We start from the raw sequence: 14,321 nt of genomic DNA on the forward strand, positions 1-14,321 counted from the left end.
CAAACGATGAGCCCTTTTGTTATTCCTGTATTGTTAATTGCCTAGTTAAGTACGTATACAGAGCTCATTTACCAACCTGATTTTTTGAGATAAGCCGCCATTTCATCTTCCGGAACCATCCCTCCACCTGTTGCCCAAACAAGATGCGTTGCGTTTCTGAGTTTTTCTTCGTCAAATTGCATTCGAGACTGATAAGCATGATTATTCGAGACGTGCACTCCCCCAACCATACCGGCTAATGCAGAAGGCTCTAGATTAATGCCTTCTAGTTCACTTAACTCACCCAAGTGGTGATACATACGAGCATCATCAATGGTGTAAAAGCCATCAATTAGCCTTTCCATCGCTCTACCGACAAAGCCCGACGCACGCCCTACTGCCAATCCATCAGCAGCGGTCATGTTGTCGATACCCAAATCTTGTACCGCAATCTCGTCATGCAAGCCGGTATGTACGCCCAACAACATGCACGGAGAGTGCGTTGGCTCTGCGAAAATACAATGAACATGATCACCAAACTCGACTTTCAAACCAAACGCCACGCCACCTGGCCCACCGCCAACACCACAGGGTAGATAAACAAACAGCGGATGATGCTCATCAACCACAATTCCCAAGTCATCAAACTGCTGCTTAAGACGCTCACCCGCAACAGAGTAACCTAGAAACAACGTCTGCGAGTTTTCATCATCAATAAAGAAGCAGTTAGGATCTTGCTCTGCTTCTTTACGACCTTGCTCAACGGCAACACCATAGTCTTGCTGGTACTCCATCACTTTGACGCCATGTGATCGGAGCTTATTTTTCTTCCACTCCCGCGCATCAGAAGACATGTGAACCGAGACTGAAAAACCAAGCTTTGCACTCATGATGCCAATGGACATACCGAGGTTACCCGTTGACCCAACAGCAATACTGTACTGCTTAAAAAACTGCCGAAACTCATTGCTGAACAATTTGCTGTAATCATCGGTTTCGCAGAGTAAGCCAGCTTCAAACGCCAACTTTTCGGCATGGGTGAGCACTTCATAAATGCCACCTCTCGCTTTGATAGAACCAGAAATTGGCAGATGACTGTCTTTTTTGAGCATTAAACGACCCAATATTGGCGTGTCGTATTGCTGCTCCAAACGCACTTTCATCTTGGGAACATCCACCACAGAAGACTCAATGATGCCATGCGAAGCTTCCGTTTCGGGAAACGCTTTCATCAAATAAGGCGCAAATCGTGCTAGCCGTTCACTCGCAGCTTGAATATCTTTCTCATCTAGCCCCACATAGGGCAAACCTTCTGCTAAAGAGGTTATGTTTGGGTTAAACCAGCAAACCTCCTTAAGATCGATAAGTGGCGCCAAGAGTGGGAACTGCTTGATCAGCGCTTCAATATTCGCCTTGGTCATTTTACCTTCCTGGAGTGATGTGAGTTGAGATAAACAAAAGCGCCGCAATTGCGACGCTTTCATGAATAACAGTGAATTTGATTTTATGCGTAGTTTTTCTCAAACTCTTGCATAAAATCGACTAACGCTTGTACACCTTCTAGCGGCATGGCGTTATAAATGGAAGCTCGCATACCACCAACGGCTCGGTGCCCTTTTAGTGATTTCAGCCCTTTGGCATCGGCTAGTTCAAGGAACGTCGCATCCAGTTCAGGTTTCGCAAGTTGGAATGGCACATTCATCAAAGAACGGTTTGCTGAGTGCACGCCATTACGGTAGAAATCAGACTGGTCGATGTAATCATACAGTAGTGCGGCTTTAGCGCGGTTCACTTGCTCGATCGCTTTTACCCCACCCTGCGCCTTTAACCATTTGAAAACAAGACCAGACAGGTACCATGCAAAGGTTGGTGGCGTGTTGAACATTGACTCTTTCTCAGCCAGAACAGTGTAATCCAAGATACTTGGCAGTACCTGCTTCGCCATACCTAACAAGTCATCGCGCACGATAGCGATAGCAATGCCTGAAGGACCAATGTTTTTCTGAGCGCCCGCATAAATCACACCGTATTTCGATACATCAATCTCACGAGAAAGAATCGTCGAAGACATGTCAGCAACGATTGGTTTGTCGGTGACAGGAAGATCGTTAATCTCGATACCGTCAATGGTTTCATTTGGACAGAAATGCACGTAAGCCGCTTCTGGAGCAATTTTCCATTCGTTTGCAGGTAGAACGGCTACTTTTCCGTTGATTTCTGTTTTTGCATCAAATACGTCTGGCTCGCAGTATTTCTTCGCTTCAGCTACCGCACTTTCAGCCCAATAACCGCCGTCGATGTAAGTTGCCGTCTCGGCATCACCAAGTAAGTTTAGAGGAACAGCAGCAAACTGAGCACGAGCACCACCTTGGCAGAACAGCACTTTATAGTTGTCTGGAATATTCAGAAGATCACGTAAATCTTGCTCGGCTTCTTCTGCAACTTTGATGAACTCTTTGCTTCGATGGCTGATTTCCATGACCGAAGTACCAAGGCCTTGCCAATCGATTAGTTCCTGTTGTGCTTGCTGCATGACTGCTTTCGGCAGACCCGCTGGCCCTGCACTGAAGTTAAATACGTTGTCCGTATTTTGTTCCATGATGCTCATTGCTCCTGCTATGTAAATATTACGAAATTAATATCACGTTTTCGCAGCGATAAAAACAAGAAAAGAGGTCTTACGACCTCTTTTTAAAGACTAAGCGTTAAATTGGATTAATTCCGCAACAATACTTGGCTACTGTTGTTGCATCAAGGCAGGCATGAGTAGCGCCACTAATGGGAACTCATGTCCATTTTCGAACTTCAATTTGCCTTCACCGATTTCTGCTTTGAGTTGATAACCGCCCTCTACTTTCTCGATCAACTCCATTATTAGCAGCTCATCAATTCCTTCTTGAATAAATGGGTAGTGCGTCACTAATTCGTCAGAGAAGTAAGTGCTGAGCTCACCAGTAGTCGCCGTCATCAACTTCATTGGGTCTTGAGTAATGTGGTCAGTACCTTCAGGAATGGATAATTGCCACTCGTTATGGAACTTACCGTCACCAAACGCAAGTGAAAGCTCATTCACGGATAAATCAAAACCTTTGCTAAACAGCGTGTCAACATGCGGCAATAAGCTCGCAATTTCCTGCTCGTCTAACATTGGAGAGCTTTGATAGATAGACATAATTTGGCCAAATGACTGGCTATCCACATCTGCAATTGAGAAATCCAACTTAAAGTTATCGACATCCGTACCATCAGTTAAACGCAGTTTCTTAGCATCTAGGTTCAGCTGACTGTTCAGCTTATCACCAGACTCATTCATCGTAGTGTTGCCGCGGTAACTTGCATTCTCAATCAAAAAGACAGGCGTTAAGTTCGAATCAACCACATCCAGCTTCTCTAGAGAAAAAGATTGCTCACCCAGCCAATAGCCTTTTGCTTGCTTACCTTTACCCTGACCTGTCAATGCATTCAGATGAAGCTCTTCACCGTTTTCAAAATCCACTTGAACAGAAGGAACAGAAACTTGGTAATTGAGATCACCCAATACCGTCACATCCCCTGTCACTTTTGCAGGGCTTGTAGAAACAGAAACACCTTGCGCTTCGTTACGATAATGCCAACTGTCTAGGTCAAGGGTGAATGCCGTATTGCCATTTAGTTGGGTCTGACTATGCATCGTGAGAGGCAAAAAGTCATTGTCCACCAATTTTGAATCTGCTGTTAGGCTTGTTAGACCATGGCTAACATCACTGGTTACATCAAACGTCGTTGGCATGCCATCACGCTCTAGCTGCGTTTTAAGCTCAGGGTCAACAACTGAATAACGAGTCAGCACGACTGAAGACAAATAGCCACGCTGATACTCGACCACCTCGCCTTTAATCATTTCATCATTCATATTGGTAATACCATCTTCAATGATGGACTGACCAATTTGTCCGACAGCCAATGGCCAACACAGCGCTAATGAGATAGCACCACCAATGGCGCCGATTTTTTTAAGATTTTGCATAACGTCACTTATTAGGTATTTTCGGTCAGTCTACCCCAAACCTTCTGCGGAGAAAACATTGAGACAAATCAGACTATTGATGCTTATTCTAGTCCATTAATCAGGAATCATACTTGGCTCCCACTCATCATGTCCTTTTATTGTTAAAGTTTGCGTGGCGAAGTTTTAACCGGAGCTAAAACATCTGTGAATCGTTATGCTGTGTTGTGTCTCGACAACAACCCAATCAGTGCTGAACAGTTTCGATTGGAGCTGTCTGCCTTCTCAAGTAAGTTTGATATTTTTTCTGTCGAATCGATAGAAGAGGCTCAAAGCGCTTTAGAGTATCTAGAAGAAAGAGAACAGACTGTTGCTTTAGTTATAGCGAGCCATCACGCTCATTTTAATGGCGTGGATTTTCTTATTGGTTTAGACCGGATGCCGCATACCGAGCAAGCAAGAAAAATTCTTATTAGCTGCTCGTCTGATATAGAGGCAATTCTCACTGCCGTTAATGAGGGCAGGCTCGACCACTGCCTCACTAAACCTTTGCCAGATCACGTCTTATTTAACACAGTGCAAAAAGAGCTGACCCAATTTATATTGCGAAACGGTAAAGAAGACCTGCTAAGTTACAGTCAGATATTGGATCATCACAGCTTGTTGCGAGCGCACATCAATAATCAGATGAGCCATTATCAAGCGGGCTTTTTACACGACTACCACTCGATGTCTGATGCTGAGTTAGCCGAGCAAGTGATCTCAGCTCTCCAACAGTTCTTTAAAGACAATGACGAAACAAGAGCCTGCCGCACCTATTCAACTGAACACTTATTAACCGTAGAAGGCGAGCCAAATAGCTTCTTGTGGTTTATCACCGATGGTGAAGTGGCTCTGTACAAGCGCGATGAGCAAGGCATGCAGCGAGAGGTTGTACGCCATAACAAAGGTAATATTGTCGGAGGCATGTCGTTTGTTACTGGAGAATGTTCTTTCTCGACAGCCCTAACGCTGACAAAGACAGAGGTCATCAAACTCGATCGCAACGTATTCAATAAAGTGATGCAAAGCGACTCAAACTTACTGCCTCTTTTTACAAACTTGCTCTTACGCCACTTCAACCGCCGGTTACAAAGAAGCATCAACACTAAGCTGCAACTTCAAAAAACGCTCGAATCGCTGGAGTCTGCCCACCAGCAACTCATTGAAAGAGAAAAAATGGCAATGCTCGGCCAGTTGGTTGCGGGCGTGGCGCATGAACTAAATAATCCGATAGCAGCGATATTGAGGGGCGTAGAAAATTTAACTCATACGCTAGAACGATTACTTAACGAAATACCCAGTTCCGATATACAAACCAAAGGCATTGAGTTGTTGAGCAAAGCTCAAACCGCAAAACCCGCTTCAACCGCTGAGCTCAGATCACGCGTTAAAGCACTTAATCATGCCCTTCCAGACCGAACACTGGCAAAGAAAGTGGTGAACCTTGGGCTAGAGCCAGATCACGAGTTACTCACTCAACTAACGAAAAAACAGCAAATATCTTCTCATGTTCTCGATACTCTTGAGCAATACCACAAAGCAGGTTCTACTCTTCGCTCAATTAACGTCTGTGCTGCGCGAATTGCAGATATGGTGAAAAGCCTTAAAGGTTACGCACGCTCAGATGATGAGACCCAGCACTATGCTGATATTCATGAAGGTATTGAAGACACCTTGGTGATCTTCGAAAACAAACTAAAAATGCATCAGGTTTCCACTAATTACGCGGATTTACCTCCTATCCTTTGTCAACCAATCGCGCTCCAACAGGTATGGACGAATTTGGTCTCTAACGCCATTGATGCATTTCCGGAAAAAGGCGTTTTAAAAATACAAACACGTCTTGCAGAAAAAGATCATACACATTACGCCGTTATCTCGTTTGAAGATAATGGGTGTGGCATTCCTGAATCGCAAAGAGAAGCCATTTTCGAGCTCAACTTCACGACGAAAAAAGAAGGCAACTTTGGTTTAGGCATTGGGCTGTCCATCTGCCAGCAAATCGTGACAGCACATAAGGGATGGATTGACGTCGAATCAGAGCTCGACAAGTTCACACGAATGACAGTCTGGTTACCAGTCATCGAAAAAGGAGATGAAATATGACCAAGTATTTAATTTTATGTGTCGATGACGAACGAGAAGTCTTGGATAGCGTGCTCCAGGATCTCGCTCCCTTTGAGGAACATTTTATTGTCGAAGGAGCGGAATCAGTCACTGAAGCAAGGCAAGTGATCGAGGAGATGGCGGAAGAGGAAGTTCAGCTTGCGCTCATTTTATGCGACCACATTATGCCGGAGCAAACTGGGATTAGCTTCTTAATCGAACTCAGTCAAAATGGTGACACAAAAGCGGCCCGCAAAGTCTTACTTACAGGACAAGCCGGCTTAGAAGACACCGTTGAGGCCGTCAATAACGCAAGTCTGGACTATTACATTGCCAAACCATGGAGAGGTGAAGAATTGAGAAAAGCAATCGTGTCTCAGCTTACTGCTTTTATGATTGCAAATGATGATAACTTATTATCTTGGACTCAAGTCCTTGATTCTGAGGCGATCCTCAATGCCATGGCTGAACGCAGAGCAAGCTTCGGCGAGTAATATGCGTGGCTCTAGCTTGAATGTCACCAAAGCCAGCTGATCCACGTTATTTCGCGCAATAGCGCGAGTATGGAAAAGCATCACTATTTATCCGATTGATGCTCTTAGACGTTATGTATATGGCGTAGTTTTTGCTTAAACCAACTAACTATTAAGTTAATTGACAAAACATCGACACATTTTTGTTGGTCGTGGACCTTCCTTTTTATTATGATGTCGGACAAATCAGATTACGGTTCAAGTGGTTACTTGAATCCATGGAAATAATGAACAAGGTTTATCGTTAGTTATGCGTAAAACACTATTAGCCGCTGCCTTACTAGTGGCATCAAGCCATGCCCTAGCCGCAAACGACCGCAATGCGCCAGCAACTATGAGCAACTTTAGCTACGACTATTTCGAAGCACGTATTGGCGCAAGTCCTGTGACATTTGGTGCTGGATTCAGCAAATCAATTCACCCTAACGCACATGTTATTGCTCGTATCGACTCTGAGTTTGAAAGTGACTTTGACTCAGCCGCTGGTTTTGGCTTTCATTCGCCACTAAACAACTGGGCTGACCTTACAGGTGAAATGCTAATGCGCGTTGTACAACCTTCAAGCGATAGCAGCACTGACGTAGGTATGGAACTGAACTTAGGTGTTCGTCAATGGTTAGGTCCTCAATTAGAAGTAGGCGGCAAAGTCGGCTACGTTTCTATTGATAACGATGACGACTGGACCGGTGCAGCATACGCTCGTTTCCACTCAACTGAGCTTTTCTCTCTAGGCGCTGAAGCGCGTATCAACGACTTTTATGGTGATCAGGTAATGTTCACCACGCGTTTTAAGTTTTAAGATTTGTGCTTTAAGAAAAGAGCAAATTAAAAAACAAAAACCGAGGCCCATGCCTCGGTTTTTTGTCTAATCTAATGACTAACTCAATGAAGTGGTCAAAAACTTCAATGTCCTTTTTCCGCTTTCAACACTTGCCTTTACGACCCGCTAACTCCATCAAAACGAGTCAATCATCGTGCGTTCAGCTTGCTTACTCACACAGCGCCAATAACTGCTTTTTACGCGGCTCTTGAATCAGTTTCCAATGAACACCGTCAGTTGCACCAGCGAATTTCCAAAGCAACTTAACATCAACGTCATTGCCATAAGCCACTTTAACTTTGTTGAAGACTTTTACAGGTCCAAGTTCTAAAAAGGTTTCTACGTCATCAACACCTGCTTTCTTGACCATTCGCTCAAGAGTTAACTGCATATTTGGCAGATCTCTCAAACGTCTACTGGCAGAAGACTTTTGATATTTTCGTTCCTTAATTGAGTATTCAATTGATTTTTGTACCAGTTCATCGAGTCCCGCATATCCGGATTCAAACAAATCTGTTACGTCATAATAATTTACGGTTGCCGTCGTCTGTTTTTTGACGTGCTTATATTTTTCGCAATTCAGTTGAGTAAACACTTCGTCCAATCCATTACCACCACGTAAGTAGCAGCAATCATTGCTGACAAGCGCAAACATAGCATCATCGGTGAATAAACCGATACCACCGAACATAGAACGTTTTTGATACTCACTAAAGTTGCGTACATATTTAAAAAAAGCTTGGTCTGTCATGTCCATTGACCTCTTTAATCTGAATAAATTACCCCGATTAGCGATGTCACCAGATAAACAGCAGCTTATAGCGAATTATAAATGTCGATTTGTTGGCGATATTTTTGTGAGTTGTGCTCACCAACTTGCTTAATCATACTTAACGTTGAAAAATAAGTTAGGACATAGGTCACATATAAAAAAGTATATATTCAGCATACGTGATTAGTTTCACACTTATTATTCATGTGGTGATATTTTTTTGACGCACGGCATGCCCAAAACACGCCATCATTATGATCTCGCTGGCAATTACGAGCACGTGATACGCATTTAATTGATAAAGAATACGCTGTAAGGGTACACTGTACGAAAGATCTCAAGTACAGCGTCACAATGGAACATTTATCATTTTTTTGGCTGCCAAATAATAAAGATAAGCTTATAAACGCACTGGAATCCGAGTTTGCTCAGCTGGTAGAACAGTCCATCTCAACGGGTAAGATTTCATTACCCCCTATTCCTGATGTCGTGCTTAAAATTCAGCAGTTATGTGTCGAAGAACACACCACTATTTCAGATGTTGCTAACTGTTTGTTAGAAGATCCCGGCTTGGCGGCGGTCGTTCTGCGAGTAGCAAACTCTGTAATTTTCAATCGCAGAAACATTACCTGCAACGACTTAACCACCGCGGTATCTCGCCTTGGTATACTGCGCGTGCGTGATATTGTTACCGCACAAGCGATTGAACAACTTAAACATTCAGTAAATTTAACCAAAGAATGTAATGCTATCTTGGTGAAAAGTGCAGCGGTATCCCGAGAACTCGGTGCCGTCATGGTGATATTAGTTCAAGCGTTTCGTAAACACGAGCCAGGTACTTATGGGCACTTGGAGCAAGAAAAAGCATTGCTGGTTGGTCTGCTAGCCGATATCGGTTTGTTTTGTCTAATTAACGAGTACCACCTGTACTTAGATAGAGGCAATTACCTAGATCCTGAAATTGCGTTGCAAATCTTCCAAACTCGTTGTTCAGCAACAAGCAAACTGGTGCTCGAGCGCTGGGGATTTGACAATGACTTTAGAGAGGTCTCCTCAAACGAGAAGTACGAGCAAACGCGACCGGAAGTGAGTTATTTAGACATTGCAAGAATCGCGCATCACCTATTGATGTTCCGCAATCATGATGAACGCATTGATGAACACGAAGTTGAATTCAACTTAACAGGTGCAGAGGTCTTGTATGAACTCAGCAATATGAGTGATACTGACTTCAATGACCAAATACGTGCAGTGCTAAGTGCTAGCGGCTTGTAATTTATCGTTTTCTCACACCTAATTCGCGATAAACGATTCGCTCAAGGCTGAGCAGCGTTTGGTATTTGGTGAAATATCTCTCTAATTTCAACCGATAAATAATTTGATTTATGTGTGTTGGTATTATCTCAAAAAAGGAATCATAGAGCTTTATGTTCTCAGGGATGCTATTTATTTTCGCTCCACTTGTTGTGGGGTATCTAATTCCTATATCTCGAGCCTCGTTACTGGAGAAGATCAATCAATCAACGTCCTACCTTATTTACGTCATTTTGTCGTTGATGGGACTTAGCCTAGCAGCGCTCGATAACTTAAGTAGCAACTTACAGAGTATTCTCCTCTATGCGAGTACTTTCTTTTTATGTTTAAGTACCTGTAATCTGTTGGCGCTGCCTATTATCGATAGGATTATTCCTCTCCAGACCAATCAGAATCAAAAGAAGCTGCCATTATCCTCGATGGCTTTAGAATCAGTAAAGCTGATTGTTGTCGTTGGTGGCGGGCTAGTATTTGGTCTGCTGTTACCCATCGATTTAAGTTGGGTGGATACAGCGAGCGAATGGATACTCTTCCTGCTCCTATTTTTTATTGGTATTCAGCTTCGCAATAGTGGTCTTACTCTTCGCCAAATTCTATTAAATAAACAGGGTATGGCCATTGCGGCAATTGTGATCGCAACATGTATGCTTGGTGGCGTTATTGCAGCCATACTTTTGGACCTTCCTCTCTATCAAGCCCTCGCGATGGCTTCAGGCTTTGGCTGGTATTCACTCGCAGGAATTTTGATGGGAGACGCTTTTGGCCCCGTGTTTGGGGGGGCATCTTTCCTGATCGAATTGATGAGAGAGCTGGTCGCGCTGGTAGCCATTCCTCTCTTTATTCGTAGCTATCCGTGCACAGCAATTGGTTATGCAGGTGCAACAGCAATGGACTTTACCCTACCGGTTATTCAGACTACAGGGGGTGTGCGTTGTGTCCCAGTCGCCATCGTTAGTGGGTTTATTTTGAGTTTACTGGTACCAGTTATGATGCTTTTCTTTGTATCACTTGCTAGCTAGATCTCAGGTTTTCGCTTTAACATCCATTACAATACGGCAAAAATTCAAATACCCAGTTAACGTCAAAGTGATCAAGATTTTGGCAATAATCCGCTTTCTTTTTATCAATTAGCCCAATGATTTATCACGACTAAAGAGAAAGAAGGGTGAAACATCAACTTATGTGCCTTGCGTTAATAAAGGGATAACAACCAGAAGGAAGAAGAATGAAACGCTTTGTCGTTGCAGCGCTCCTCGCTACAAGCTCAACTTTTACGTTTGCCGCAGATCAACAATGTCTTGCAAGCAAATACGACGGCTATGTTGATGCCTCACTACAGTGGTATCAAGATCTTGTTGATTTGACGGTTACCCAGTATCCAGATCTAAAAGAAGTTAGCCAGTGGTTCTTGGACGGCCGTAAACATCACTTTGAATTAAACCGTGAAGCGGTTCACTATTTTCTAGAGAACGATCCTAGCCGTGTTGCAACAGAACAGCCAATCGAAGCATGGCTAAAATTGGAACAACACGACGTTAAGCAGCTAGCAAGCCGAAGTGATAAGTTAGGTGAAGTCGCAAAACAAACGTTTAGTGACCGTCAATCGACTAACCATCCAAAAAACTACGAACTCCGTTCAGCATTCGCCGACCTGCTTAGCCATCCACAACAAATTGATACCGCGCTTAATAAGTACAATCAGTCAATAGAGAAGATTGAAAAGCAGAAGTGTGATTAATTAATCGTTGAGGATGCTCGAAAACGCCAAGTGTTTTAACACATTAAAATCAACGATTTTTTAATGCGAAGATTGTAGCCCTCACCTAAAATTTTCATTTCAGCAACATGGGTTTCAATAATTAAAACGGGACTTTGCGCCCGTTTTAGTTTAGATTGTGCCGCTCGCATTACCAAAATAACTACAAAGATTCTTTGCTATGGTTAAGGAACAAAAAACCGCTGACGTTAGCTTTGAGAGCTTGCTAAAGATCTTCACTGTCCCAGAAGGTCCTGACTCAACGTTAACCAAAATTGACGAGAGCCTCTCGCGAAATCTAAATCAATTTCTTCGTGAACACATCGTGGCAGAAGAAAAGCCTTTACGCGAAATCGAAAAAGACTTTTCTTCTGCTCAGATTCCTGAGCAGCCAGAGTTCGTGTCAGATCATACAGAACACTTACTCGACACTTTGGTGTCGCACTCCGTTCACACTTCTTCACCAAGCTTCATTGGTCATATGACATCGGCGCTGCCTTATTTCTTGATGCCACTGTCAAAGATCATGATCGCCTTAAACCAAAACCTGGTAAAGATAGAGACTTCTAAAGCCTTTACCCCGCTTGAACGTCAAGTTTTGGGCATGCTACATCGCTTGATCTATGGTCAGAGCGATACGTTTTACGATCAGTGGATGCATAGCGCAAACCACTCATTGGGCGCATTTTGCTCCGGCGGTACCATTGCCAATATCACTGCACTTTGGGTAGCACGTAACAAGGCGTTAAGAGCCAATGGTTCATTTAAAGGCGTTGAGAAAGAAGGCCTATTTAAAGCCATGAAGCATTATGGCTACGATGGCTTAGCGGTATTGGTGTCTGAGCGTGGTCACTACTCCCTTAAGAAAGCAGCCGATGTACTAGGTTTAGGTCAAGAAGGCTTGGTTGCGGTTAAAACGGATGCCAACAACCGTATTATTGTCGACGACCTTAAAGCGAAAATTGTTGAACTAGAGAAACAAAACATCAAGCCTATTGCTGTTATTGGTGTAGCTGGTACAACAGAGACAGGTAATGTCGACCCGCTACCTGAAATCGCAGAAGTCTGTCAAGCTCACGGTTGTCATTTCCATGTGGATGCCGCATGGGGTGGCGCAACACTTATGTCTAATCACCATCGTCACCTTCTTAACGGTGTGGAAATGGCAGACTCAGTAACCATTGATGCGCACAAGCAACTCTACATCCCGATGGGCGCTGGTATGGTTCTGTTCAAAGACCCTGACGCAATGAAATCCATAGAGCATCACGCTCAATATATCTTGCGTAAAGGCTCAAAAGACCTAGGCAGCCATACATTAGAAGGCTCTCGTTCGGGCATGGCAATGTTAGTCTATGCCGCAATGCACATCATCAGCCGCCCTGGCTATGAGCTGCTGATAGACCAAAGCATTGAAAAAGCTCGCTACTTTGCAGATTTAATCAAGCAGCAAGATGATTTCGAATTGGTTTCTGAACCAGAGCTTTGTCTCCTCACGTACCGCTACTTGCCGCCATTCATCCGTGAGGCATTAGCAAAAGCGGAAGGTTCACAAAAAGAACAACTGAATGAACTGATTAATGAATTAACACAGTTTATTCAAAAGCGTCAGCGCGAAACGGGCAAATCGTTTGTTTCACGTACAAGACTGAACCCAGACCAATGGCAGCGCATGAACACAATTGTGTTCCGAGTGGTTTTGGCAAATCCGCTGACGACCAAAGAGATTTTGAGTTCGGTGCTTGATGAACAGCGTGAAATCGCCAAGCAAGCGCCAAATTTGATGGAAAGAATTCAGCAGGTGGTCACTGATATCCAATCGTCTTAATGGCCCGAAAGAGTTACATCAATTTGAAATTTTTTTTCGTTTTGATGTAACTCAAACATCATTCTCGTGCGACTGGCGCAACAAAACATCGATTACACATCCAATTCTGTAGTTTTTACAACATTTTGTTTGAGGCCTGTCAAATTCTCACTAAATAGTATCCGTTATTGGTTTAGACTGATTGAAGATCAGGTTTATACTGATTCTATGGCGCTGGTTGTTTTCGTTAACGCCCCACTCTACTCTGGAATCTTCGTGTTTCCTTTCGTTAACAGAGCCAGCGAGTTGTTCTCTATACCCTCGTGAACACTATGAATACATTAGAAAAAATTCAAAAAAACCTGGAGAATTTCAGTAAGTCAGAGCGCAAAGTTGCGGAAGTAATTATGGCGTCTCCACAAACTGCAATTCATTCAAGCATTGCAACGTTGGCTAAAATGGCTGATGTTAGTGAGCCCACTGTAAACCGCTTCTGTCGTCGTCTGGACACCAAGGGCTTTCCAGATTTTAAGCTTCACTTGGCACAGAGCCTAGCCAACGGTACCCCTTACGTTAACCGTAACGTGGAAGAAGACGATGGCCCAGACGCGTACACCCATAAGATTTTCGAATCGACCATGGCGTGTTTAGATGTCGCGAAAAACAGCCTAGATCCAATGCAAGTGAACCGTGCGGTCGATTTGCTAACGCAAGCGAAGCGCATTTCATTCTTTGGCCTTGGTGCATCATCTTCTGTAGCCCGAGACGCACAAAACAAGTTTATTCGCTTTAACATTCCAATTACTTGTTTTGAAGACATTGTCATGCAGCGCATGAGTTGTATTAACTGCAGTGATAATGATGTTGTGGTTCTTATTTCTCACACAGGTCGAACGAAGAGTCAGGTCGAAATAGCAAACCTTGCTCGTGAAAACGGCGCGACGGTCATTGCGATTACAGCAAAGGACTCACCGCTAGAAAAGGCAAGTTCACTCGCTATTACGCTTGATATTCCTGAAGATACCGACGTCTATATGCCAATGGCGAGTCGAGTTGTACAGATGACGGTGATTGATGTACTGGCAACTGGCTTCACACTCCGCCGTGGTACAGGTTTCCGTGAGAACCTAAAACGCGTAAAAGATGCGTTGAAAGATAGTCGCTATGACAAGCTAAGTCAGTACTAAGTCCTGCTGTTTAGTGAAAG

General features: G+C 43.7%; 12 protein-coding genes. 8 read left to right on the top strand and 4 right to left on the bottom strand.

Annotated elements, in window-relative coordinates:
- Positions 1 to 68 precede the first annotated feature (68 nt).
- From MSG33_RS10785 to MSG33_RS10795, 3 genes are all read right to left on the bottom strand, one after another.
- A complete protein-coding gene (locus tag MSG33_RS10785) occupies positions 69 to 1,400 on the bottom strand; it encodes a D-serine ammonia-lyase (RefSeq protein WP_248381010.1) in 1,332 nt (443 codons plus the stop codon).
- Positions 1,401 to 1,483: 83 nt separating this feature from the next.
- Positions 1,484 to 2,578, bottom strand: a complete 1,095-nt coding sequence (serC, locus tag MSG33_RS10790) for a 3-phosphoserine/phosphohydroxythreonine transaminase (protein ID WP_005393203.1) — start codon at positions 2,576 to 2,578, stop codon at positions 1,484 to 1,486.
- A gap of 138 nt (positions 2,579 to 2,716) precedes the next feature.
- A complete protein-coding gene (locus tag MSG33_RS10795) occupies positions 2,717 to 3,985 on the bottom strand; it encodes a DUF945 family protein (RefSeq protein WP_248381012.1) in 1,269 nt (422 codons plus the stop codon).
- A 186-nt stretch (positions 3,986 to 4,171) separates the two neighbouring features.
- Between MSG33_RS10795 and MSG33_RS10800 the strand changes: the two genes are divergently transcribed.
- The 3 genes from MSG33_RS10800 (at position 4,172) to MSG33_RS10810 (ending at position 7,444) form a co-directional block, all read left to right on the top strand.
- Positions 4,172 to 6,112, top strand: coding sequence for an ATP-binding protein (locus tag MSG33_RS10800; RefSeq protein WP_248381015.1), 1,941 nt, complete (start codon positions 4,172 to 4,174; stop codon positions 6,110 to 6,112).
- Entirely contained in the window at positions 6,109 to 6,606 is a 498-nt protein-coding gene (locus tag MSG33_RS10805; protein WP_012841921.1) for a response regulator, read from the top strand. The genes MSG33_RS10800 and MSG33_RS10805 overlap by 4 nt, the downstream gene beginning before the upstream one ends.
- 289 nt (positions 6,607 to 6,895) lie before the next feature.
- On the top strand, positions 6,896 to 7,444 hold the full coding sequence (locus MSG33_RS10810) for a hypothetical protein (RefSeq protein WP_005393208.1): 549 nt from the start codon (positions 6,896 to 6,898) through the stop codon (positions 7,442 to 7,444).
- Between the two features lie 190 nt (positions 7,445 to 7,634).
- Here the strand turns inward: MSG33_RS10810 and MSG33_RS10815 are convergent, their stop codons facing one another.
- Positions 7,635 to 8,222, bottom strand: coding sequence for a TfoX/Sxy family DNA transformation protein (locus MSG33_RS10815; RefSeq protein WP_005393210.1), 588 nt, complete (start codon positions 8,220 to 8,222; stop codon positions 7,635 to 7,637).
- Positions 8,223 to 8,591: 369 nt separating this feature from the next.
- On the opposite strand from MSG33_RS10815, the gene MSG33_RS10820 reads away from it, so the two are divergent.
- The 5 genes from MSG33_RS10820 (at position 8,592) to MSG33_RS10840 (ending at position 14,301) form a co-directional block, all read left to right on the top strand.
- Positions 8,592 to 9,512: an HDOD domain-containing protein gene (locus MSG33_RS10820; RefSeq protein WP_005393212.1), complete on the top strand. Its 921-nt coding sequence runs from the start codon at positions 8,592 to 8,594 to the stop codon at positions 9,510 to 9,512.
- Between the two features lie 152 nt (positions 9,513 to 9,664).
- Positions 9,665 to 10,570, top strand: a complete 906-nt coding sequence (locus tag MSG33_RS10825) for a lysine exporter LysO family protein (RefSeq protein WP_176320389.1) — start codon at positions 9,665 to 9,667, stop codon at positions 10,568 to 10,570.
- A gap of 206 nt (positions 10,571 to 10,776) precedes the next feature.
- A complete protein-coding gene (locus tag MSG33_RS10830; RefSeq protein WP_012841922.1) occupies positions 10,777 to 11,289 on the top strand; it encodes a hypothetical protein in 513 nt (170 codons plus the stop codon).
- 199 nt (positions 11,290 to 11,488) lie between these two features.
- Positions 11,489 to 13,135, top strand: a complete 1,647-nt coding sequence (panP, locus tag MSG33_RS10835) for a pyridoxal-dependent aspartate 1-decarboxylase PanP (RefSeq protein WP_006742621.1) — start codon at positions 11,489 to 11,491, stop codon at positions 13,133 to 13,135.
- A 311-nt stretch (positions 13,136 to 13,446) separates the two neighbouring features.
- Positions 13,447 to 14,301, top strand: a complete 855-nt coding sequence (locus MSG33_RS10840) for a MurR/RpiR family transcriptional regulator (protein WP_005378021.1) — start codon at positions 13,447 to 13,449, stop codon at positions 14,299 to 14,301.
- The last annotated feature ends 20 nt before the right edge of the window (positions 14,302 to 14,321 follow it).

The organism is Vibrio sp. 1CM7H (assembly GCF_023161645.1).
Lineage (GTDB): Bacteria > Pseudomonadota > Gammaproteobacteria > Enterobacterales > Vibrionaceae > Vibrio > Vibrio diabolicus.